Below are 19,931 nucleotides of genomic sequence, written 5' to 3'. Positions count from 1 at the left end.
AAGCGAAGTGCTTGGCCCATATCCGGAATTCGCGTGTTGCACCAAGGCCGGACAGCCTTTAGGTCTTGGCGGGAATTGGCGCTCGCGCGCGCGGGCTTGGAGGGACGGTTCGGCAGGATGCGATCCGGGGGAACGATATCCATCGCACTGGCCTGGCTGTTGCTGACCGGTGCCGCCGGCGCCCAGACGCTCACGATCGGCGTCGCCGCGCCCCTGTCGGGACCATCGGCCATCCTCGGCAAGCAGATCGATGCCGGCGCCCGGCTGGCGGCAGAGGCAAACGGCATCCAGTTCAAGACCGTGGATGACGCCTGCACCGGCAACGGCGGCGCCGCGGCGGCCAGCGAGTTCGTGGCAGCCAAGGTCAATGTCGTGATCGGCTTCCTCTGCACGGAGGCTATCGAAGCGGCGATGCCTGCCCTGAAGGACGCCAACATCCCGGTCATCACCATCGGCGTGCGAACCGAAAGCCTGACCGACCGCCGCGCCAAGACCGGCTGGCCGGTGTATCGCTTGGGACCACGCGGCGACGATGAGCGCAACGCTGTCGCCTCTAACCTCACCCGGCTGTGGCGTGACGAACTGTTCGCCATCATCGATGACGGCACCATCTATGGCCGCGAGATCGCCGAGACATTTCGCGCGGCGGCCGAGCAGGCAGCGCTGAAACCGGTCTTCGTCGACACGTTCCGGCCGCAGCTCGACAACCAGATCGGCCTGGTGGGTCGGCTGAAAAAGGCCGGTGCCACGCATGTTTTTGCCGGCGGCGACGGCGATGACATCGCCATCATGGGGCGCGATGCCGCCCAGCTCCAGACAGGCATCGTTCTTGCTGGCGGCGAAAACCTGCACACGCCTCCCGGCGACGTTCCTTATGCAACGGGCACGCTGATGATCGCGCCGCCCGAATGGGCCGATGTCGCGGACCCTGAAGTGCTGGAGAGCTTCTCCGCGCAAAAGATCGTGCCGGATGGCTACACCTTGCCGGCCTATGCGGCGGTCGAGATCGCCAAGGCGGCCACGGCGGACGCCGCAAGCTCCGGCAAACCACTGACCGACGCGCTCACCGGGCATGATTTCACCACGGCGATCGGGCCAGTCCGCTTCGACGCCAAGGGCGACCTCAGCCAGAGCGCCTACCGTGTCTTCCGCTTCGACGGCACCCGCTTCGTGCCCTTGGAAAACAACTGATGTTCCGCACCGGTCCGCGCAATCTCATATCAGACGTTGCCGGCCTGCGCGTCGGCAATGCTTCCGATGCCAGGCTTAAGTCCGGCGTGACGACCGTCCTTTGCGACGAGCCGGCGGTGGCGGGTGTGCAAATCCTTGGCGGCGCGCCTGGGACCCGCGAGACGGATCTGCTGGAACCGCACAATTCCGTGGAGACAATCCACGCGGTTGTGCTGTCGGGCGGTTCGGCTTTCGGCCTCGATGCTGCGTCGGGCGTGCAGGCGGCGCTGCGCGAACGCGGCATCGGCTTCGAGGTGGGCGGCTTCCGGGTGCCGATCGTGCCGGCGGCGATCCTGTTCGACCTGCGCAATGGCGGCGACAAGGACTGGGGCCGCTATCCGCCCTATCGCGACCTCGGCTACGAGTCGGTACAGGCAGCCGCCGTCGATTTCCAACTTGGCACGGCCGGCGCCGGTACCGGTGCACTGACGTCGGGGCTGAAGGGTGGCCTGGGTTCCGCCTCGACGTTGCTGGACAGTGGCGTCACCATCGGCGCGCTGGCCGCCGTCAACCCGACCGGCTCGGTCACCGTTGGCCGCACCCGCCATTTCTGGGCGGCGCCCTTCGAAATCGGCGATGAATTCGGCGGGCTCGGTTATCCCTCGCCCATGCCCGACGACGCAAAGCGGATCTTGCTGAAATACCGCGACAAGGATCACGGGCGGCAGATGGAAAGCGGCGGCAACACGACCATCGCCATCATCGCGACAGACGCGGTCCTCACCAAGGCCGCCGCGAAACGCCTGGCGATTTCGGCGCATGACGGCTTCGTGCGCGCCATCTGGCCGACGCATACGCCGGCCGACGGCGACCTGGTGTTCGCGCTGGCCACCGGCAAGAGCGGGGTCGAACTCACCGCTGACGCCGCAGTCGACCTCTATGCCGCGGCCGGCGCCACCATGGCGCGCGCCATCAGCCGTGGTGTGTTTGCCGCGACGCCAGCGGGCAACGATCTGTTTCCCGTCTGGTCGTCACGCCTGGGCTAAAGCCATCGATCAAACCGGATCGGATTTTTCTTCCTCGAACGTCACCGCGACATCGGAATTCGCGGACAACCACACCTTCTTGCCATCGACCTCGGCAACCAGGGCCAAGGAAATATAATGGTGATGGCCCTTGTGAGCGCCCTGGCCGCTGTCGGCCCTGGTCAGCTTGATGCGCTGGCCATCGACCTTGTCGACGGTGCCGATATGCACGCCATCGGCGCCGACGACTTCCATGTGCTCACGAATTTTGCTGGTGTCGATCATGTGAGGTTCTCCATTGGGGTGGTTGCCATTGGGATTGCCGACAATAACAAATGACGAGCGGATTGGATGCATCGGCTTTGGCCCGCACGACGTTTTGATTGGGCGGTCAACCGCGTCCAATCTCCTCTCAGGTCCCTGCGCTCGCCTTCACTCGCCTGTGGAATCCGGCTCTATTTCCGCTTGACCAGCCTCTGGTTTGCGCGGCAGCAACGTTGAGCATTTTGCCCGCCTCTGTTAGGACGCGACCAACGCAACGCGAAGCTGGAAATCGATCCATATGATCCCTCGCTACTCCCGGCCGGAAATGGTCGCCATCTGGTCGCCCGAAACCCGGTTTCGCATCTGGTTCGAAATCGAGGCCCATGCCTGCGACGCGCTGGCCGAACTGGGCGTCATCCCCAAGGAAGCGGCCAAGACCATCTGGCAAAAGGGAAGCGCGGCAGAATTCGACGTCGAGAAGATCGACGCCATCGAGCGCGTCACCAAGCATGACGTCATCGCCTTCCTCACCCATCTTGCCGAATTCGTCGGGCCCGACGCGCGCTTCATCCATCAGGGCATGACGTCCTCGGACGTGCTCGACACCTGCTTTGCGGTGCAACTCACCCGTGCCAGCGACATCCTGCTGGCCGACATCGATACGTTGCTTGCCGCGCTCAAGCGCCGCGCCTTCGAGCACAAGGACACCGTCACCATCGGCCGCAGCCACGGCATCCATGCCGAGCCGACCACCTTCGGCATCAAGCTGGCGCAGGCCTACGCCGAATTCTCGCGCTGCCGCGAGCGGCTGGTGCACGCGCGCGAAGACATTGCCACCTGTGCGATTTCAGGGGCGGTCGGCACCTTCGCCAACATCGAGCCCTATGTCGAGGAACATGTGGCCCAAAAGCTGGGACTGAAGCCGGAGCCGGTGTCGACGCAAGTGATCCCGCGCGACCGCCACGCCATGTTCTTCGCCACGCTCGGCGTCATCGCCTCGTCCATCGAGCGGCTGGCGATCGAGGTCCGGCATCTGCAACGCACCGAAGTGCTGGAAGCGGAAGAGTATTTTTCGCCGGGCCAGAAAGGCTCGTCGGCGATGCCGCACAAGCGCAATCCGGTGCTGACCGAAAACCTGACCGGCCTTGCCCGCATGGTGCGCTCCATGGCGTTGCCGGCGATGGAGAACGTGGCGCTCTGGCACGAACGCGACATCTCGCATTCCTCGGTAGAGCGTATGATCGGCCCGGACGCCACCGTGACGCTCGATTTCGCGCTGTCACGCCTGACCAGCGTCGTCGACAAGCTCGTCGTCTATCCCGAGAACATGCTGAACAACATGAACAAGTTCCGCGGCCTGGTGCATTCCCAGCGCGTGATGCTGGCGCTGACGCAGGCTGGCCTCTCGCGCGAGGACTCCTACCGGCTGGTGCAGCGCAACGCCATGAAAGTATGGGAACAAGGCGCTGATTTCCTTGAGGAACTTCTGGCCGACAAGGAAGTGACCGCAGCGCTGCCGGAGGCGCAAATCCGCGAGAAATTCGACCTGGGCTATCACACCAAGCACGTCGACACGATTTTCAAGCGGGTGTTCGGAGAGGCGTGAAGCGGATCTGGTGAAACGCAGGCGCCAAGCTGGAACACCCCTCATCCGTCTTGGCGCTACGCGCCAATCCACCTTCTCCCACAAGGGGAGAAGGGAAGATGTGCAGCGTCGGCGCCAAACGTCGACACCTGCGATTAGCCGAGGCCTAAGTGCAGCGTTTTGCCTTCTCCCCTTGTGGGAGAAGGTGGCCGAGCGAAGCTCGGTCGGATGAGGGGTGCTCCAGCTTGGCGGAAGCTTCCGACTTCAAGCCTTGCCGGGAACAGTCCTGATCACCGTGCCCCAGGGGTCCTCACGGGTCGTTTCGCTGCTCACATTGTCCGAACGCATCTCGACCCAGGCGAGGCCGGAGCGGGAGGGGTCGCGGCGGCCGGCGCCGGCGCTCTGCCAGGCATTGGCGCCGATGTGGTGGTGGTAGCGGCCTGACGACAGGAACACCGCCTGGCCGCCATATTTGGCCACCGTGTCGAAGCCGAATGCCCGGTTCCACCAGGCTTCCGCCTCTTCCGGCCTGCCGACGCGCAGGTGGACGTGGCCGACAATGCTGTTTTTTGGCGCGCCCTGCCAGCCCGCATCGCCGGCCGGCACTTCGGCAACGACAGAAGGAATGTTCATCCGCTCGGTCGCCATGGCGATCCTGTCGCCGTTCCATTTCCAATCCTGCGGTCGGCGGTCGGCATAGATCTCGATGCCGTTGCCTTCGGGATCGGTCAGGTACAGCGCTTCGCTGACCAGATGGTCCGAAGCGCCCTCGATGGCGATCTTGTCTGCGATGGCATGGTTGATCCAGCGGCCCAGATCGGCGCGGCTGGGCAAGAGGAATGCCGTATGGAAGAGGCCGGCGCTGCGCGGATCGTCCGGCTTGGCGGACACGTCCGGTTCAAGCACCAGCAGCGGACGGTCGGCTGCGCCCAGGGTGATCGCGCCATCGGCACGGCTCAGTTCCCGCAGGCCGACAACCCGGCGATAATAGGCCGCGAGACTTTCGGCATCACGCGCCTTCAGCCCGACCCGGGCGACGCTCACCGGCGTGGTGGCTGCAAATGGCAGTTCGCTCATCATTGTCTCCGTTGCGGCGACGTTTCGCGAAGTTCCCAAAGCCAGGACCCCGGCGCCGCCGATCATTGTTCGTCGTGTCAGCGCCAAAATCCCGGTCCCTCCACGGCTGTTTCTTTCCCGACAGAGATCGTCGATCGCCATCGTTCACACAAGACCGCGAAAAGCGAACATGGTGTTCACTATTGCGGGCGTGAGCGCATCCATCAACGGTTGCATCGGACAATCGCGCTCGCTATCTCAGCGCCATGAAAGTCAAGGACGCAGATATTCTGATCATTCCCGGATACACCAATTCCGGGCCGGAGCATTGGCAGACCCGCTGGCAATCGAAGCTGTCGACGGCGCGTCGCGTGGAACAGGCGGAGTGGTCGAAGCCGGTGCGCGAGGACTGGACGGCGAGCGTGGCCAAAGCGGTCAACGAAGCGCAGAGACCTGTCGTTCTCGTCGCTCACTCACTGGGAGTGGCCGCGGCCGTACAGGCCATTCCGCAATTCCGGAAGCCGGTCGCCGGCGCCTTCTTCGTGGCACCGCCCGACGTCGCCAATCCCAAGATCAAGCCAAGGCATCTGATGACCTTCGGCCCCTATCCGCGCGAGCCGCTGCCGTTTCCATCCATCTTGATCGCCAGCCGCAACGATCCCTTTTGTCCCTTCGATGTCGCCGAGGACATCGCCGGCGCCTGGGGCTCGCTGTTCATCGACGCCGGCGAGACCGGTCATCTCAGCGAGGATTCAGGCTTCGGCCCATGGCCAGAGGGCTCGATGACTTTTGCCAAATTTCTGACGGACCTTTGACATCTCTGCCAAGGACTGTCTTGAAGCCGCTTCAAATCAAAATTCAGGCTTGAATACACAATAATTTAAGATGGCTCGCCTTAACTCGTCCGATACGGCGAAATCTGTTTCCTCAAGAATATTGCGCGGACTGAATCGACGGTAGTTCGCCTGAAGACAAAGGCCAGTGGCTTGCGGAAGGATGCTTCACTCGAATTCTTGAGAGGTGTCGCGGCCTTTGTTGTTTTGAGTGGGCATTGCTTGGCTGCTTTTGCCCCTTCGATGAATGGCGCCGGAAACATGGCCGCGCAATCGCTGAGAATCAGTCCGGTTTTCGTCGCGTTCAACGGCGTCTCCGCCGTCTACCTGTTTTTTTTCGTTCTGTCTTCCTATGTGCTGGTGAAGCGCTATTTTCAGACCCGAAAAGCAGAAGATCTGCTGCTGGGTGCGGTCAAGCGCCTGCCACGGCTGGCTGGACCGGTGCTTGTGACGGTCCTGACGTCCTGCCTTGTCTTCAAGCTCGGTCTGTATTTCTTCGATGATGCGGCCGCAGTGACGCGATCTGAGTGGCTGAGCACATTCGGCAACGCTTCAAGGACGCTTTCGCGGGAGACCGCGAGTTTCGCCGATGCGCTCCTGCAAGGTGCCTGGCGGACATTCATTTTCGGCGATCAATATTATGACAGCAGCCTGTGGACCATGGTGGTCGAGTTCTGGGGGAGCATGCTGATCTTCGCCCTTGCGCCGATCATCTTTTTCCTTCAGGCCCGCTCGGCGCTGCTGCCCTGGTTCGGCGTGGCAATAGGCGTGTTCTTGTCGTTGCAAGTCAGTTTCTATTTTTGCGCCTTTCCGGCCGGCCTTGTGCTCTATCCTCTTCTGGCCATGGAATTTCGCCCTAATCGATGGGCGAGAGGTGCGATGGTGGCGGGCTCCCTTCTGTTGCTGGGTTATGCTGGGAGTGCCGTGGGGGTATACCGCCCGTTCGCCATACTTGAGATTGCGGTTTCCGATGCAGGCTTGCGGCAAGCCTGCGTCGCCATCCCGGCAAGCATCATGTTGGTCTATGCCACGCTCAGTGTGGAGAACCCGCCGTCATGGTTATCGCGCAAGGCGGCACGTTTTCTGGGCGATCTGTCCTTCCCGCTCTACCTCGTGCACGTGCCGATCATCTGTTCACTCGGGTCATGGGTCGTCCTGGCCAGCGGCTCCACCGCACTCGCGGCCGCTGCCGCCATACTGGGTTCAGTCCTCGTGGCGTTGCCGCTGATGGCCTTCAACAATTGGTGGGTCCAGGCGCTCGGCGCTCTGTTCAACAAATTCAGACGCAGCGGCCCAGTCGCAGCGGCGCCCGCGGCAGCGACTGCTTGACCACGCCTCTTGCGACTGCTGTCCGCCGGTTCGGATTCAGGATCCGATCGAGTCCCGCATGCCCTTGAGCAGCGTCTTGGCTCCCAGCGAAATCAGCGCGTGTTCGGATCCGGTGGCCAGCAGGCGGTAGCCCATCGATACGACGCGGCCGGCGATAGCCGGTTCGACGACGTAGATCGCCGCATGCTTGCCGGCCTTGCGAGTGCGCTCGGCAACCGAGGCCACTGTCTCCATCATGCTTTCCAGCGTGGAGTTGACGGCGGCGCCGTTGGTCCAGGCGATCGAGAAATCGGATGGTCCGAGGAAAATGCCGTCGATGCCCGGCGTGTCGAGGATGCCGTCGAGCGCATCGAGCGCGGCGCGAGTCTCGACCATCGCAAAAGCCATGGTGCGCTGATTGGTATCGCGCAGCCATTCGGCATAGTCGCCCTTGCCATGGCGGGGGAAGGCATAGGTCGGCCCCCACGAGCGTTCGCCGAGCGGGGGATATTTCATGGCCGCGGCGAACAGCTTTGCATCGGCCACCGAGTTGACCATCGGCGCAATGACCGCGTCGGCGCCAAAATCGAGGGCACGGCTGGCCATGTCGAAGCGGCCGACGGGAATGCGTACCAGCGCCGGCTTGCCCAGGGCCAGCACCGGTGCCAGGCCGCGCAGGACGCTGTCCTCGTGATGGCCGCCATGCTGCATGTCGAGTGTGACAGCATCGAAGTCCTGCCTGGCGAGGATCTCCACGGTCAGGGCGTCCGGCACGCCCGACCAGGCGGTGACCAGCGTTTCATCGGCGGCGAGACGGGACTTCAGGGACATCTAATCTCTTTCCTTGTTAGCGTCGGCAGTTTCAGCCGGAAACCGCCGCAAAGGCAAAGAAAAACCGCCCGGATCGGCCGGGCGGTCGATTGGTCCAGGTAAGAGGCCGGATCAGGTGTTCCTGATCTGCTCGATCGCCTGCGCCATCAGTTCATCCATGGTACGGCGGATCTGGTGATCGGACTGCTCGACGCCCGCTGCGTCGAAATCCTTGCGGATCTTGCGGAACACGTCATGGTCGCCGGCTTCCTCGATGTCGGAAACAACGACTTCCTTGGCGTAGGCGTCGGCGTCATCACCGGATTTTCCGAGCTTTTCGGCGGCCCACAGACCAAGCGCCTTGTTGCGCCGCGCCGAAGCCTTGAACCGAAGCTCCTCGTCGAATGCAAATTTGCGCTCGAAGCCCTCTTCGCGGTCTTTCATGCTGCTCATGGCGTCCCTCCGGGTCAAATCCGATTCGTTGGCAGGTGAATATGTGTGTTGCCGAAGCACAAACCAAAAGGTCGCGGGCCGGTCAATATGCTTCGTCATATGCTGCGCTGCGGCATTTCAGTCCCGAAAGCGGTTGATTGGAAGGATTTGCCGATTGAGCAAACGGTGTGATTGGGATAGACCCGGCATTGAACGTCACCGTCGCCGCATTAATTCAGGCGGACGGACAGGAAGTGGTCGCTTACCGCCTGCCCGCAAATCCAGAGAAAAATTCAAATGAAAAATCGCCGCCGCATTTATGAAGGCAAGGCCAAGATCCTCTATGAAGGACCCGAGCCGGGCACGCTGATCCAGTTCTTCAAGGACGACGCAACCGCGTTCAACAAGAAGAAACACGAGGTCATCGACGGCAAGGGCGTGCTCAACAACCGCATTTCCGAATACATATTCAATCATTTGAACCGCATGGGCATTCCGACCCACTTCATCCGCCGGCTCAACATGCGCGAGCAGCTGATCAAGGAAGTCGAGATCATCCCGCTCGAAGTGGTGGTGCGCAATGTCGCCGCCGGTTCGCTGTCCAAGCGCCTCGGCATCGAGGAAGGCACCGTTTTGCCGCGCTCGATCATCGAATTCTACTACAAGGCCGACGCGCTCGACGATCCGATGGTTTCGGAAGAGCACATCACGGCGTTCGGCTGGGCAAGCCCACAGGAGATCGACGACGTCATGGCGCTCGCCATCCGCGTCAACGATTTCCTCTCCGGCCTATTCATGGGCGTCGGCATCCAGCTGGTCGACTTCAAGATCGAGTGCGGCCGCCTGTTCGAGGGCGACATGATGCGCATCGTCGTGGCCGACGAGATTTCGCCGGACTCCTGCCGCCTGTGGGACGTGGCAACGCAGGACAAGCTCGACAAGGACCGTTTCCGCCGCGACATGGGCGGCCTCGTGGAGGCCTATCAGGAAGTCGCCCGCCGCCTCGGCATCATGAACGAGAACGAGCCGCCGCGTCCCACAGGTCCGGTGCTTGTCGCCTCGACCGACGGTCTCAAAGGCAAGCCGCACTGATTGCGGCTTGCGCCCCAACATTCAGAACAGGAGCATGTCCAGCGTGATCAAGGCCCGCATTACCGTCACCCTCAAGAACGGCGTTCTGGACCCGCAAGGCAAGGCAATCGAACACGCACTGTCAGGGCTGGGCTTCGATGGCGTCGGCGCGGTGCGGCAAGGCAAGGTGTTCGACGTCGAACTGGCGGAAAGCGACAAGTCCAAGGCCGAAGCCGACCTCAAGGCTATGTGCGACAAGCTGCTGGCGAATACGGTGATCGAGAATTATAGTGTGACGCTCACCTGAGGTTGTGTCGGAGGCAGTATGCCGGAAGTCACGAATGAGTTGATGTTCGAGCTGCTGAAACGCGTGCATCACGAAATTGGTGAACTTCGTCAGGATGTGACGAAACGGGAATTGAGTGTTATGCGGGGTCATGTGGTGGCAACGCAAAGTGACATCTATGGCATTCTCGCCCGCCAGGATGATCGATTTGAACGCATAGAACGCCGTCTCGATCCGCGCGAACTTGCCGAAGCTCAGAGGCCTTACGAACCAAAATGAAATCAGCTGTCGTCCTCCTGCCTGGCCTCAATCGCGACCGCGACATGATTGCGGCGCTGACCAAGATTTCCGGACAGGCGCCGGCAACCGTCTGGCAGACCGACACAGAAATCCCCGATGTCGACCTGATCGCCATCCCCGGCGGCTTCTCCTTCGGCGACTATCTGCGCTGTGGCGCCATCGCCGCGCGCATGCCGGTGATGCGGGCGGTAGCCGAAAAGGCCGCCAAGGGCGTCATGGTCATCGGCGTCTGCAACGGTTTCCAGATCCTGGTCGAGGCGGGACTGCTGCCCGGTGCGCTCATGCGCAACACCTCGCTGAAATTCGTCTGCCGGCAGGTCAAGCTCGAGATCGCCAACGCCAACACGATGTTCACCCGCCGCTACCAGCCGGGCCAGATCATCCGCTCGCCGGTGGCGCATCATGACGGCAATTACTTTGCCGACGCCGACACGCTTGCCCGTCTCGAAGGCGAAGGCCAGGTGGTGTTCCGCTATGCCGAAGGCACCAATCCGAACGGCTCGATCAACGACATTGCCGGCATCGTCAACGAACAAGGCAATGTGCTTGGCCTGATGCCGCATCCCGAGAACCTGATAGAAGCAGCACATGGCGGCAATGACGGAAGGGCGCTGTTCGAAGGCGCCCTGGGCATTGCCGCTTGAAGTTTACAACCGCAACCTTAAGAATTGCGGTAATTCAAAATCATAGCGTGAGGGAGAGACGGTCATGAAGCTCTATTCGCGGCCGTTGTCGCCCTACTCTTCGATCGTGCGGGCACTGGCCTATATCAAGGACGTGCCGCTCAAGATCATCGCGCCGCCACCGGGTTTTCCCATCCCCGAAGAGTTTCGCGCCATCTCGCCGATGAACCGGATTCCGGTTCTGATCACCGGCTCGGGCGAAACGATCGTCGAATCGGTGGTCATCGCCGAATATCTCGAGGAGCGGTTTCCCGAACCGGCGCTGTTGCCGCCCGATTCGAAGGACCGCGCGCTGGTGCGCATGTTCGCCCGCATCACCGATCTCGATGTGCTGACGCCGACGATGAAGCTTTTCGAACTGCATTTCGTGCCGAAGCGCAACACTGCCGAGATCGACGCCCAATTCGCCCGTCTCCACCATGGGCTGGCGGCCATCGAGGCACGCATGGCGCAGGGCCCCTTCGCGCTCAGCAGCGACATCAGTTTCGCCGATGCCTGGCTGACGCCGACGCGGTTCATCCTCAACAATTTCCGCGCCATGACAGGCCGCCATGACCTGCTCGACGCCTATCCCAAATTCGATGCCTATGAGCAGATCGCCTCGCAGCATCCGGCATTGTCCCGGGTATGGGGCGAGATGACCGACGGCCTCAAGATCTTTCTGTCCGAACTTGAAATGGGTGCCGCTTGATCAAGACGAGGACGATTGCCATCGTCGCCGCGGCGGGGTTTGCGCTGGCATCGTGCCAGTCGAGCCCCAAGAGCACGCCCGTGCCGTCGGGCAAAAGTGCCGCGCTGCTCGCCATGGAACAGGTGGCGATATCGGCCCACAAATGCTGGATCGCCAGCAAGGACCCAGCCTTCAAGCAGTATCAGATGGCCAATGAGCTGAACTCGTTCAGCGGCCAGCCGCGCTTCCTTCTGGTGCCGGCCAAGCATTATGGCGGCAAACCGCTGCTGGTCGTGCAGGCGCAGGGGAATTCAAGCCATGTCGACGTCTTCGGACCGTTGATGAACGACCCGCTTGGCGCACGCATCAGCTCGGATGTCGCGCGCTGGCAGGCGGGCAATCCGGCCTGCGCAGCCACCGCCTGAGCCAGCCATGGGCCGGTTCCTGCAGATCGCGGGATTGGTTGTTGGCCTGATTGCGCTTGCCCTGCAGTTCTCGATCACCATTCCAGCGTCGGTGGAAGCGGGCCGCGGCCTGTTTGGCTCGATCGTGTTCTATTTCAGCTTCTTCACCATCCTGACCAATATTGGCGCCGTGCTGGTCCACACCTCGCTGTTGTCATCCAACGGCCATGCGTGGCTGCCGGCCTTTGCCGGATCCCGGATGCGCGCGGGCGTCGCGGCTTCGATCACCCTGGTCTTCATCGTCTATGCCACCGTGCTGGCGCGGCTCTGGCAGCCACAGGGCCTGTTCCTGCTTTGCGACGTCCTGCTGCACTACGTGACGCCGGTGCTGTTCGTGCTGTGGTGGCTGACGTCAGGCGCCGAGGGCAAAACGAGATGGAGCGATATTTCCTGGTGGGTTGTCTATCCCATCGCCTATCTGGCCTATGCGCTGGCGCGGGCGCCGCTGGCGGGCGAGGCGCCCTACCCCTTCCTCGATATCGCCAGGAATGGCGTTGAGAGCGTCACTGTAGCGGCACTCGCCATCACCGCGCTGTTCGTGGCGATATGCGTCGTCGCCGTTTTCGTCGATCACGGCATCGGACGCCTCAGGAGCAAAGGCATCCGATAGACCGGTCCCTATTCCCAGAGCGGCTTGATGCCCTCGCGGTGAGCGTCGCAGCGCGAGATGCCGATATCCTTGAGTTGATCGTCGGTCATCTCCAGCAGTGCCAGCCGGCCGCGCCGGCGCTCCAGCAGATGGTCGATCCATTTCGCCAGCGACCTGACCACTTGCACAAGTCGGCCGGCGAAGCCGCGCTGCCCGGACGGGCGAGCAGGCTGGCCGAGCAATTCGGTTCTCGAGTGGCGGAATGTTCCGATTGTATCCATTTTCTTTCTGCCAGAATATCAATTGCACCCTTTTTGGCGCGCTAGTGATATGTATTGACTCCCGAAACGGTGCAATATAGAAAATTGTCACCATGACAAATTGGGTTCCAGATCTCACGGGTTCAGGTCCGCTGTATCAGCGCCTCGCAGACGCCATTGAAGCGGATATCGACCGGGGTGTGATTGGCGCCGGGGCAAAGCTGCCGCCACAGCGCGACCTCGCCTACGACATCGGCGCCACGGTCGGCACGGTCGGCCGGGCCTATCAATTGCTGCGCGAGCGCGGTCTTGTCAGTGGCGAGGTCGGACGGGGGACCTATGTGCTGGGAGAGAACATTGGCGTTACAAAGCCAGAGGAGCCCGACACCAGTGTCGAAGGCACGCGTTATGCCGATGCCCCCAAGGACAAGCTGCGTTTCGACAGCACGGCAGCCCCTGACATCGGCCAAGGCGCCATTGTTGCTGACGTCCTGTCACGCGCCGCGCAAGACCATCCGCATGAGATTTCGAGCTACACGCGCGATTTCCCGGATCGCTGGTACGAAGCCGGCGCCCGTTGGCTGTCACGGAACGCCTTCCGGCCAGCGGTCGATACAATCGTCCCCACTCTCGGCACTCATGCCGCGGTGATGGCCGCGATCGCGGCCCTTACCACGCCCGGCGACTATGTCGCCTTCGAGCACCTCACCTACTCGCAGATTTCCCGCAGCGCCGGACTGATTGGCCGGCGCACCGCGCTGGTGGCCTCGAACGATGAAGGCCTCGACCCGGCGGATTTCGAACGCGTCTGCGCGCAAAAGCATCCCAAGATGATATTTCTGATGCCAACGGCGCAGAATCCGACCTTGGTGACCTTGTCGTCGGCGCGCCGTGAGGCGATCGCGCGTGTCGCCCGTGAATACAACGTCATCCTGATCGAGGATGACCTCTACGGCCATCTGACCGACGACCCGACACCGCTGCTTGCCGAATTTGCGCCTGAACGCACCATCATTGCCGGTGGCCTGTCGAAATCGGTCGCGGCCGGCCTGCGTGGCGGCTGGCTCTCCTGCCCGCCCGCCTATCGCCACCGCATCCGGGTCGCCCACAAGATGATGACCGGCGGCATGCCATTCCTGTTGGCGGAGGTGAATTCCCGGCTGGTGCTTTCCGGTCAGGCCAGCGAAATCCGCAAGCGCAGCATCGCGGAGATCAGCGCCCGCATGGCCATGGTACGCGAACGCTTGACAGGCTTCTCATTCAAATCGCACGACAAAGTGCCGTTCGTCTGGCTCACCCTGCCCGATCCCTGGCTTTCCGGCACGTTCAAGAATGCCTGCCTGGAGCACGGCGTGCTGATCGACGATGAGGATGAGTTCAAGGCGGGGCGCTCGGAGCGGGTTTTCCATGGGGTGCGGTTCGGCGTCTCGCAGCCGAAGCGGCGCGAGGATATTGCCGGCGGCGTCGCGGTGATCAGGCGGCTGCTGGACGAGGGCCGCGCAGGTTACGACAGTTTTTCCTGAGCCATTCGCGGCCACCCGCCGTGCTTGCCTCGAGACGCCGCCTTTGGGAAACCGGGACTTGTCAGAACCGGACCGGATCAGCCTTCGGCCTTGAAGTTCTTGGCTTCCTTCTCGGCCTTGTCCTTGCCGTGCTTCTCAGCCAATTCCTTGGCTTGCCGGGGCGAAACGTCGGTGGTCTCCGCGATTTGGAGAGCCTCCTTGTCCGAGAGGCGATTGTCGTTCTTGCCTTGCTTGGTGGCCATCGTGCTGTCTCCTAAGTGATAGGACGTAACGGCTGGGACACCATGGCGTTCCCCATTTGGCTTTGTGGGAGGTTCAATCGCTGGCCTGGCGCCTCTCATTGCTCACCAGAGAGCCTGCCGCGATCCATCGTGGTCATCACCCTGTCGCTTTCTGCCTTTTTCCTCAGCCGACGGGTGTATCGACCGCAAAGCTTGCGATAAGAGGAGACTCAAAATCCCTGCTCCATGGACATAAACCGCCGCCCATGACCATTTCCAATTCCGTGCCGATCACCCCGGATCTCATTGCCGCGCATGGGCTGAAGCCCGATGAGTATCAGCGCATCCTCGACCTCGTCGGACGCGAACCGAGCTTTACCGAACTCGGCATCTTCTCGGCGATGTGGAACGAGCACTGCTCCTACAAATCCTCGAAGAAATGGCTGCGCACCTTGCCGACCACCGGTCCGCAGGTCATCCAGGGCCCGGGCGAGAATGCCGGCGTGGTCGACATCGGTGACGGCGACTGCGTCGTCTTCAAGATGGAAAGCCACAACCATCCCTCCTTCATCGAGCCTTATCAGGGTGCGGCGACCGGCGTCGGCGGCATCTTGCGCGACGTCTTCACCATGGGCGCGCGGCCGATCGCGGCCATGAACGCGCTGCGCTTCGGTGCTCCCGACCATCCCAAGACCAGGCATCTCGTCGCCGGAGTGGTTTCCGGCGTCGGCGGCTACGGCAATGCCTTCGGCGTGCCGACGGTCGGCGGCGAGGTCAATTTCGACGCTCGCTACAACGGCAACATCCTGGTCAATGCCTTTGCCGCGGGCCTTGCCAAGACGGACGCCATCTTCCTGTCAGAGGCAAAGGGGGTCGGCCTGCCGGTCGTCTATCTCGGCGCCAAGACCGGCCGCGACGGCGTCGGCGGCGCCACCATGGCGTCGGCCGAGTTCGACGACAAGATCGACGAGAAGCGCCCGACCGTGCAGGTCGGCGATCCCTTCACCGAAAAATGCCTGCTCGAGGCCTCTCTCGAACTGATGGCCTCGGGCGCGGTCATCGCCATCCAGGACATGGGTGCGGCCGGCCTTACCTGTTCGGCGGTCGAGATGGGCGCCAAGGGCGACCTCGGGATCGAGCTCGACCTCGACAAGGTGCCGGTGCGCGAAGAGCGCATGAGCGCCTACGAGATGATGCTGTCGGAAAGCCAGGAGCGCATGCTGATGGTGCTGCGCCCCGAAAAGGAAAAGGAAGCCGAGGCGATCTTCCACAAATGGGGCCTCGACTTTGCCATCGTCGGCAAGACCACCGACGATCTGCGCTTCCGCGTGCGGCACCAGGGCGACGAGGTCGCCGACCTGCCGATCAAGGACCTTGGCGACAAGGCACCGGAATACGATCGCCCGTGGGTCGAGCCGAAGAAGCCGGCGCCGCTTGCCGCCAACGATATCCCGCAAGCCGACCTCGCCGATGCGCTGCTGAAGCTGCTTGGCGGACCGGACCTGTCTTCGCGTCGCTGGGTGTGGGAACAATACGACACGCTGATCCAGGGCAATTCGCTGCAGCTTCCGGGCGGCGATGCCGGCGTGGTGCGCGTCGAGGGACATCCGACCAAGGCGCTGGCCTTCTCCTCCGACGTGACGCCGCGCTACTGCGAAGCCGATCCCTATGAGGGCGGCAAGCAGGCCGTGGCCGAATGCTGGCGCAACCTGACCGCCACGGGGGCGCTGCCGCTCGCCGCCACCGACAATCTCAATTTCGGCAATCCCGAACGGCCAGAAATCATGGGCCAGCTGGTCGGCGCGGTGAAAGGCATTGGCGATGCCTGCCGGGCGCTCGGTTTCCCGATCGTGTCGGGCAACGTCTCGCTCTACAACGAGACCAACGGCCAGGGCATCCTGCCGACACCGACCATCGGCGGCGTCGGCCTGATATCGGACTGGTCGAAGATGGCACGGATCGGCTTCGCCGCGGAAGGCCAGATGATCCTGCTGGTCGGCGCGCCGGCTTCCTGGGGAACGCATCTTGGCCAGTCGGCGTATATGCGCGATGTCCACGGCCGCAGCGATGGCCCGCCTCCGCCGGTCGATCTCGGGCACGAGAAGCGCGTCGGCGACCATGTGCGCTCGTTGATCGCGTCCGGTATCGTCACGGCGGCGCATGATGTCTCCGATGGCGGCATCGCGGTGGCGCTGGCCGAAATGGCGATGGCGTCCGGCATCGGCGCGACCGTTCCCGGACTGGTCGGCACCGATCCGATCCCGGTCTGGTTCGGCGAAGACCAGGGCCGCTATCTCCTGACGCTGTCGATCGATCCGCACGGCGATGAATGGGACGCTATTCGCAAGCAGCAGGGCGAACTCGGCATCTTCGCGCCGTGGATCGGCTCGACGGGCGGCAACGCGCTGAAGCTCGGCGATGCCAGGGAGGTCCCGGTCAGCGATCTGACCGCCGCCCATGAAGGCTGGTTCCCGCGTTTCATGGACCAGGCCAGTTGATGAGAGCATGATCCCGAAAAGTGGAAACCGGCTTTCGGAAAAGATCCTGCTCAATCATAAGAAACTCGCCGTCCGAGCGCTGCTTGCGGTCGTCTTCTGGCCGTCGCTGTTCTTCTTCTGGTGCCTCGGGCCGTTCGTCTTCTTCTTGCTGTCGACGACCTCGAGCGAGGTTTGCCCCAGGCTGGAAACACGCGCCGAGTTTCTCGCCGCGGCCAACGATACGCTTCCGATGCTGGTCCTGCAGAACCTCATCTATGCGGTTCCGATTGTGTGTCTGGTGCTTTGGAACCGGCTCCTGCCGGAGCCAGCGCGAGCCAGGCATATCATCACCTGCATCAAGCTTTTCGCCGTCTCGGCTGTCCTCGGGGCCTTGTGGGAGTATGGCTCTTCGCTTGTCTGCGATGGCTACGGCCAGCCGTTCTTCTCGCCCGCGTGGCGGATGACCAGCTATCTGCCGATCGCCAACCTGGCGGTCAACACCCCGCTCTACGTGCTGGTCTTCAGTCTGGGCCGCGCCTTCTCGATGCGCGAGGACGAGCCGGCGCAGGGGCCGGGTGAAACCATCTCCTGAACACCAACAGAACGAACTCCGGACGGAACCGCTTCAATCCGGATTGGAAAGGCTTTAGGCTTGCCCGACTCTCATCGCATGGGCCGCCGCGCCGCCGCCCGCCCGAAACAGGAATTTCTGCAATGGCAATGGACGCCCACGATATCGAAAAACTGATCAAGGACGGCATACCGGACGCCCGCGTGACGATCCGCGATCTCGCCGGCGATGGCGACCACTACGCGGCCGAAGTCGTGGCCGAGAGCTTTCGCGGAAAGAGCCGCGTCCAGCAGCACCAGATGGTCTATGACGCGCTGAAGGGCAATATGGGCGGCGTGCTGCACGCGCTGGCGCTGCAGACCAGCGTTCCCGACTGAGGCATTTCCACCCGACACGCTTGGCCCAAAACGGCCCATTCTTTGCGCCATTCGGGTGATGGCATGGCTAAAGTCTTGTTTCGGGCAACCTATGGGTTTATTTGAAAGACATGCTTCGAGCCTGACTCCCACAGGCATGAAAGGATATTCCATGAGCGGTATCAACGACTACATCGACAATGAAGTGAAGGGCAACGACGTCGTCCTTTTCATGAAGGGCACGCCCGGCTTTCCGCAATGCGGGTTTTCCGGCCAGGTCGTCCAGATCCTCGACTATATCGGCGCCGACTACAAAGGCGTGAACGTCCTGGACTCCGCCGAACTGCGCCAGGGCATCAAGGATTATTCCAACTGGCCGACGATCCCGCAGCTCTATGTCAAGGGCGAATTCGTCGGCGGCTGCGATATCATTCGCGAAATGTTCCAGGCCGGCGAGTTGCAGACCTTCCTGGTCGAGAAGGGCGTCAGCGTCAAAGGCGCCGCCTAATTCAGCCAAGGCATGTCGACACCGCCATGCCTTGGGCACCGGGGGCACCCCACCTCGGCAATTTTACATCCCGGACACCGGGACCAGGACGAGCCAATGCGCCGGCCCGCCGGCGCGTTTTCGTTTGAGAGATCGGACTTGCCGTGGACCAGCAGAAATCAGCGCCGCAAGGGGCAAGCGCCTTGCCCGGGGCAAGCGCCTTGCCCGGGGCAAGCCAATTGCCCATTCCGCGCTGGGAATTCATCGCCCTCTGCGCGGCGCTGATGGCGCTCAATTCGCTGGCCATCGACATCATGCTGCCGGCGCTGCAGCAGATTGGCGCCTCGCTCGGCGTCGAGAATGAAAACCACCGGCAATATGTGATCACCGCTTACATACTGGGTTTCGGCGGTGGCCAACTGTTCTTCGGGCCGGTCTCGGACCGGTTCGGACGCCGTTCGCCGCTTGTCGCCGGCCTGATCATCTATGTGGCTGCGGCCGCCGCGGCCGCCATCGCGCCCAGCTTTGAAACACTTTTGCTATGTCGTGTCGTGCAAGGCATCGGCGCGGCCGCCACGCGCGTCATCGCGGTCTCGATCGTGCGCGATACGTTCGATGGCCGGCGTATGGCCGAAGTCATGTCGCTGATCTTCATGGTGTTCATGGCCATTCCGGTCGTGGCGCCGGGCATCGGCCAGTTCATCATGCTGTTCGCGACCTGGCATTGGATATTCGTCACTATGGCCGTCGGCGCCTTGATCGTGTCGGCATGGTCGCTGCTGCGCCTGCCCGAGACGCTGCATCCCGAATATCGCCGGGCACTGACGGTCTCCTCCATTGTCGGCGGCTTCCGCATCGTGCTCACCAACCGCATCGCGCTCTGCTATGCCTTCGCCAGCACGTTCATCTTCGGTGCCATGTTCGGCTTCATCGCCTCGGCGCAGCAGATCTATGTCAACGTCTTCGACGTCGGCGAGATGTTTCCCGTCATCTTCGCCGGTGTCGCGGGCGTGCTCGGCTTCTCCAATTATCTCAACTCGCGCCTCGTCGGCCGCGTCGGCATGCGCCGCCTGTCGCAAAGCGCGCTGCTGCTGTTTCTGGTGATCAGCCTGGCCTGGCTGGTGGTTTCACTGGAAACGAAGATGCCGCTCTGGCTGTTCATCAGCTTCTTTGCCGGCGCCATGCTGCCGTTTGGCTGCCTCGGCGCCAATTTCAACGCTCTGGCCATGGAGCCGCTTGGCCAACTGGCCGGCACGGCGTCGTCCATCCTGGGGTTCATGCAGACGTTTCTCGGCGGCATTCTCGGCACGCTGATCGGCCAGGCTTTCAATGGCACGGTGACGCCACTGGCCGCCGGGTTCTGCAGCGTCTCGGTTGCCGCGCTGCTGATGATCCTGATTGCCGAGCGCGGCAAGATGTTCCAGCCGCAGAACGCACCCGTCTCAGGGCACGTCACCGATCTGCACTAGATCTGCCGCGGACGCCGCGTG

The 19,931-nt window shown here is 62.5% G+C and carries 24 protein-coding genes; 18 read left to right on the top strand and 6 right to left on the bottom strand.

What is annotated here, in order from left to right; genetic code table 11:
- The first annotated feature begins 117 nt into the window (after positions 1-117).
- Together O7B34_RS06790 and O7B34_RS06785 are read left to right on the top strand one after the other, a co-directional pair.
- Positions 118-1,191 (top strand): branched-chain amino acid ABC transporter substrate-binding protein, encoded by a 1,074-nt coding sequence (locus O7B34_RS06790; protein ID WP_337145392.1) that lies wholly within the window; start codon positions 118-120, stop codon positions 1,189-1,191.
- The gene (locus O7B34_RS06785) at positions 1,191-2,216 is read left to right on the top strand and encodes a P1 family peptidase (protein ID WP_337145391.1); all 1,026 of its coding nucleotides are present in this window, start codon (positions 1,191-1,193) and stop codon (positions 2,214-2,216) included. The genes O7B34_RS06790 and O7B34_RS06785 overlap by 1 nt, the downstream gene beginning before the upstream one ends.
- A 9-nt stretch (positions 2,217-2,225) precedes the next feature.
- Here O7B34_RS06785 and O7B34_RS06780 read toward each other — a convergent pair whose 3' ends face one another.
- Positions 2,226-2,480 carry a DUF2171 domain-containing protein gene (locus tag O7B34_RS06780; protein ID WP_337145390.1) on the bottom strand — a complete coding sequence of 85 codons (255 nt, stop codon included), beginning with the start codon at positions 2,478-2,480 and terminating at the stop codon, positions 2,226-2,228.
- Between the two features lie 277 nt (positions 2,481-2,757).
- Between O7B34_RS06780 and purB the strand changes: the two genes are divergently transcribed.
- Positions 2,758-4,065, top strand: a complete 1,308-nt coding sequence (gene purB, locus O7B34_RS06775; RefSeq protein ID WP_337145389.1) for an adenylosuccinate lyase — start codon at positions 2,758-2,760, stop codon at positions 4,063-4,065.
- A 243-nt stretch (positions 4,066-4,308) separates the two neighbouring features.
- Here purB and O7B34_RS06770 read toward each other — a convergent pair whose 3' ends face one another.
- The gene (locus O7B34_RS06770; protein ID WP_337145388.1) at positions 4,309-5,121 is read right to left on the bottom strand and encodes a VOC family protein; all 813 of its coding nucleotides are present in this window, start codon (positions 5,119-5,121) and stop codon (positions 4,309-4,311) included.
- 245 nt (positions 5,122-5,366) lie between these two features.
- Between O7B34_RS06770 and O7B34_RS06765 the strand changes: the two genes are divergently transcribed.
- Together O7B34_RS06765 and O7B34_RS06760 are read left to right on the top strand one after the other, a co-directional pair.
- Complete coding sequence (locus O7B34_RS06765; RefSeq protein ID WP_027143685.1) at positions 5,367-5,915, top strand: RBBP9/YdeN family alpha/beta hydrolase; 549 nt, start codon at positions 5,367-5,369, stop codon at positions 5,913-5,915.
- A 240-nt stretch (positions 5,916-6,155) separates the two neighbouring features.
- The gene (locus O7B34_RS06760) at positions 6,156-7,262 is read left to right on the top strand and encodes an acyltransferase (protein ID WP_337145387.1); all 1,107 of its coding nucleotides are present in this window, start codon (positions 6,156-6,158) and stop codon (positions 7,260-7,262) included.
- Between the two features lie 36 nt (positions 7,263-7,298).
- On the opposite strand, the gene O7B34_RS06755 is transcribed toward O7B34_RS06760, so the two are convergent.
- Entirely contained in the window at positions 7,299-8,072 is a 774-nt protein-coding gene (locus O7B34_RS06755) for an HpcH/HpaI aldolase family protein (RefSeq protein ID WP_337145386.1), read from the bottom strand.
- 111 nt (positions 8,073-8,183) lie between these two features.
- The gene (locus O7B34_RS06750; protein WP_027143682.1) at positions 8,184-8,504 is read right to left on the bottom strand and encodes a DUF1476 domain-containing protein; all 321 of its coding nucleotides are present in this window, start codon (positions 8,502-8,504) and stop codon (positions 8,184-8,186) included.
- Positions 8,505-8,780: 276 nt separating this feature from the next.
- Here O7B34_RS06750 and purC point away from each other — a divergent pair, with 276 nt between their 5' ends.
- The 7 genes from purC to O7B34_RS06715 all read left to right on the top strand — a co-directional run bounded on the left by purC (position 8,781) and on the right by O7B34_RS06715 (position 12,567).
- Positions 8,781-9,575: a phosphoribosylaminoimidazolesuccinocarboxamide synthase gene (purC, locus tag O7B34_RS06745; RefSeq protein WP_013532127.1), complete on the top strand. Its 795-nt coding sequence runs from the start codon at positions 8,781-8,783 to the stop codon at positions 9,573-9,575.
- Positions 9,576-9,618: 43 nt separating this feature from the next.
- A complete protein-coding gene (gene purS, locus O7B34_RS06740) occupies positions 9,619-9,861 on the top strand; it encodes a phosphoribosylformylglycinamidine synthase subunit PurS (protein WP_337131116.1) in 243 nt (80 codons plus the stop codon).
- Between the two features lie 18 nt (positions 9,862-9,879).
- Positions 9,880-10,119, top strand: a complete 240-nt coding sequence (locus tag O7B34_RS06735) for a hypothetical protein (protein WP_337145385.1) — start codon at positions 9,880-9,882, stop codon at positions 10,117-10,119.
- On the top strand, positions 10,116-10,784 hold the full coding sequence (gene purQ / locus O7B34_RS06730; RefSeq protein WP_015318137.1) for a phosphoribosylformylglycinamidine synthase subunit PurQ: 669 nt from the start codon (positions 10,116-10,118) through the stop codon (positions 10,782-10,784). The genes O7B34_RS06735 and purQ overlap by 4 nt, the downstream gene beginning before the upstream one ends.
- Positions 10,785-10,848: 64 nt before the next feature.
- A complete protein-coding gene (locus O7B34_RS06725; RefSeq protein ID WP_337145384.1) occupies positions 10,849-11,514 on the top strand; it encodes a glutathione S-transferase family protein in 666 nt (221 codons plus the stop codon).
- Positions 11,511-11,918: a hypothetical protein gene (locus tag O7B34_RS06720; RefSeq protein WP_337107057.1), complete on the top strand. Its 408-nt coding sequence runs from the start codon at positions 11,511-11,513 to the stop codon at positions 11,916-11,918. The genes O7B34_RS06725 and O7B34_RS06720 overlap by 4 nt, the downstream gene beginning before the upstream one ends.
- Before the next feature lie 7 nt (positions 11,919-11,925).
- Positions 11,926-12,567 carry a Pr6Pr family membrane protein gene (locus O7B34_RS06715; RefSeq protein ID WP_337145383.1) on the top strand — a complete coding sequence of 214 codons (642 nt, stop codon included), beginning with the start codon at positions 11,926-11,928 and terminating at the stop codon, positions 12,565-12,567.
- Positions 12,568-12,575: 8 nt separating this feature from the next.
- Here O7B34_RS06715 and O7B34_RS06710 read toward each other — a convergent pair whose 3' ends face one another.
- Positions 12,576-12,827 (bottom strand): DUF1127 domain-containing protein, encoded by a 252-nt coding sequence (locus O7B34_RS06710; protein WP_337143398.1) that lies wholly within the window; start codon positions 12,825-12,827, stop codon positions 12,576-12,578.
- A 92-nt stretch (positions 12,828-12,919) separates the two neighbouring features.
- On the opposite strand from O7B34_RS06710, the gene O7B34_RS06705 reads away from it, so the two are divergent.
- Entirely contained in the window at positions 12,920-14,329 is a 1,410-nt protein-coding gene (locus O7B34_RS06705) for an aminotransferase-like domain-containing protein (protein ID WP_337145382.1), read from the top strand.
- Between the two features lie 77 nt (positions 14,330-14,406).
- On the opposite strand, the gene O7B34_RS06700 is transcribed toward O7B34_RS06705, so the two are convergent.
- A complete protein-coding gene (locus tag O7B34_RS06700) occupies positions 14,407-14,571 on the bottom strand; it encodes a hypothetical protein (RefSeq protein WP_337145381.1) in 165 nt (54 codons plus the stop codon).
- Positions 14,572-14,816: 245 nt separating this feature from the next.
- Between O7B34_RS06700 and purL the strand changes: the two genes are divergently transcribed.
- The 5 genes from purL to O7B34_RS06675 all read left to right on the top strand — a co-directional run bounded on the left by purL (position 14,817) and on the right by O7B34_RS06675 (position 19,910).
- Positions 14,817-17,048, top strand: a complete 2,232-nt coding sequence (gene purL / locus O7B34_RS06695; protein ID WP_337145380.1) for a phosphoribosylformylglycinamidine synthase subunit PurL — start codon at positions 14,817-14,819, stop codon at positions 17,046-17,048.
- A gap of 7 nt (positions 17,049-17,055) precedes the next feature.
- Positions 17,056-17,619: a hypothetical protein gene (locus O7B34_RS06690; RefSeq protein ID WP_337143395.1), complete on the top strand. Its 564-nt coding sequence runs from the start codon at positions 17,056-17,058 to the stop codon at positions 17,617-17,619.
- A gap of 122 nt (positions 17,620-17,741) precedes the next feature.
- A complete protein-coding gene (locus tag O7B34_RS06685; RefSeq protein WP_015318146.1) occupies positions 17,742-17,975 on the top strand; it encodes a BolA/IbaG family iron-sulfur metabolism protein in 234 nt (77 codons plus the stop codon).
- Between the two features lie 151 nt (positions 17,976-18,126).
- On the top strand, positions 18,127-18,462 hold the full coding sequence (grxD, locus tag O7B34_RS06680; RefSeq protein ID WP_013895877.1) for a Grx4 family monothiol glutaredoxin: 336 nt from the start codon (positions 18,127-18,129) through the stop codon (positions 18,460-18,462).
- 143 nt (positions 18,463-18,605) lie between these two features.
- Positions 18,606-19,910: a multidrug effflux MFS transporter gene (locus tag O7B34_RS06675; protein ID WP_442920946.1), complete on the top strand. Its 1,305-nt coding sequence runs from the start codon at positions 18,606-18,608 to the stop codon at positions 19,908-19,910.
- Positions 19,911-19,931 lie beyond the last annotated feature (21 nt).

The organism is Mesorhizobium sp. Cs1299R1N3, from assembly GCF_037179625.1.
Classification (GTDB): domain Bacteria; phylum Pseudomonadota; class Alphaproteobacteria; order Rhizobiales; family Rhizobiaceae; genus Mesorhizobium; species Mesorhizobium salmacidum.
Note: the sequence above shows the minus strand (reverse complement) of the source record. Positions and strands in the feature narration are given on the sequence as shown.

Coding starts and splice junctions, on each gene's coding strand:
- grxD (WP_013895877.1), top strand. CDS start 18,127: ATGAGCGGTATCAACGACTACATCGACAATGAAGTGAAGGGCAACGAC.
- O7B34_RS06705 (WP_337145382.1), top strand. CDS start 12,920: ATGACAAATTGGGTTCCAGATCTCACGGGTTCAGGTCCGCTGTATCAG.
- O7B34_RS06755 (WP_337145386.1), bottom strand. CDS start 8,072: ATGTCCCTGAAGTCCCGTCTCGCCGCCGATGAAACGCTGGTCACCGCC.
- O7B34_RS06715 (WP_337145383.1), top strand. CDS start 11,926: ATGGGCCGGTTCCTGCAGATCGCGGGATTGGTTGTTGGCCTGATTGCG.
- O7B34_RS06685 (WP_015318146.1), top strand. CDS start 17,742: ATGGCAATGGACGCCCACGATATCGAAAAACTGATCAAGGACGGCATA.
- purL (WP_337145380.1), top strand. CDS start 14,817: ATGACCATTTCCAATTCCGTGCCGATCACCCCGGATCTCATTGCCGCG.
- purQ (WP_015318137.1), top strand. CDS start 10,116: ATGAAATCAGCTGTCGTCCTCCTGCCTGGCCTCAATCGCGACCGCGAC.
- purB (WP_337145389.1), top strand. CDS start 2,758: ATGATCCCTCGCTACTCCCGGCCGGAAATGGTCGCCATCTGGTCGCCC.
- purC (WP_013532127.1), top strand. CDS start 8,781: ATGAAAAATCGCCGCCGCATTTATGAAGGCAAGGCCAAGATCCTCTAT.
- O7B34_RS06735 (WP_337145385.1), top strand. CDS start 9,880: ATGCCGGAAGTCACGAATGAGTTGATGTTCGAGCTGCTGAAACGCGTG.
- O7B34_RS06725 (WP_337145384.1), top strand. CDS start 10,849: ATGAAGCTCTATTCGCGGCCGTTGTCGCCCTACTCTTCGATCGTGCGG.
- O7B34_RS06750 (WP_027143682.1), bottom strand. CDS start 8,504: ATGAGCAGCATGAAAGACCGCGAAGAGGGCTTCGAGCGCAAATTTGCA.
- O7B34_RS06700 (WP_337145381.1), bottom strand. CDS start 14,571: ATGGCCACCAAGCAAGGCAAGAACGACAATCGCCTCTCGGACAAGGAG.
- O7B34_RS06710 (WP_337143398.1), bottom strand. CDS start 12,827: ATGGATACAATCGGAACATTCCGCCACTCGAGAACCGAATTGCTCGGC.
- O7B34_RS06765 (WP_027143685.1), top strand. CDS start 5,367: ATGAAAGTCAAGGACGCAGATATTCTGATCATTCCCGGATACACCAAT.
- O7B34_RS06785 (WP_337145391.1), top strand. CDS start 1,191: ATGTTCCGCACCGGTCCGCGCAATCTCATATCAGACGTTGCCGGCCTG.
- O7B34_RS06790 (WP_337145392.1), top strand. CDS start 118: ATGCGATCCGGGGGAACGATATCCATCGCACTGGCCTGGCTGTTGCTG.
- O7B34_RS06770 (WP_337145388.1), bottom strand. CDS start 5,121: ATGAGCGAACTGCCATTTGCAGCCACCACGCCGGTGAGCGTCGCCCGG.
- O7B34_RS06780 (WP_337145390.1), bottom strand. CDS start 2,480: ATGATCGACACCAGCAAAATTCGTGAGCACATGGAAGTCGTCGGCGCC.
- O7B34_RS06690 (WP_337143395.1), top strand. CDS start 17,056: ATGATCCCGAAAAGTGGAAACCGGCTTTCGGAAAAGATCCTGCTCAAT.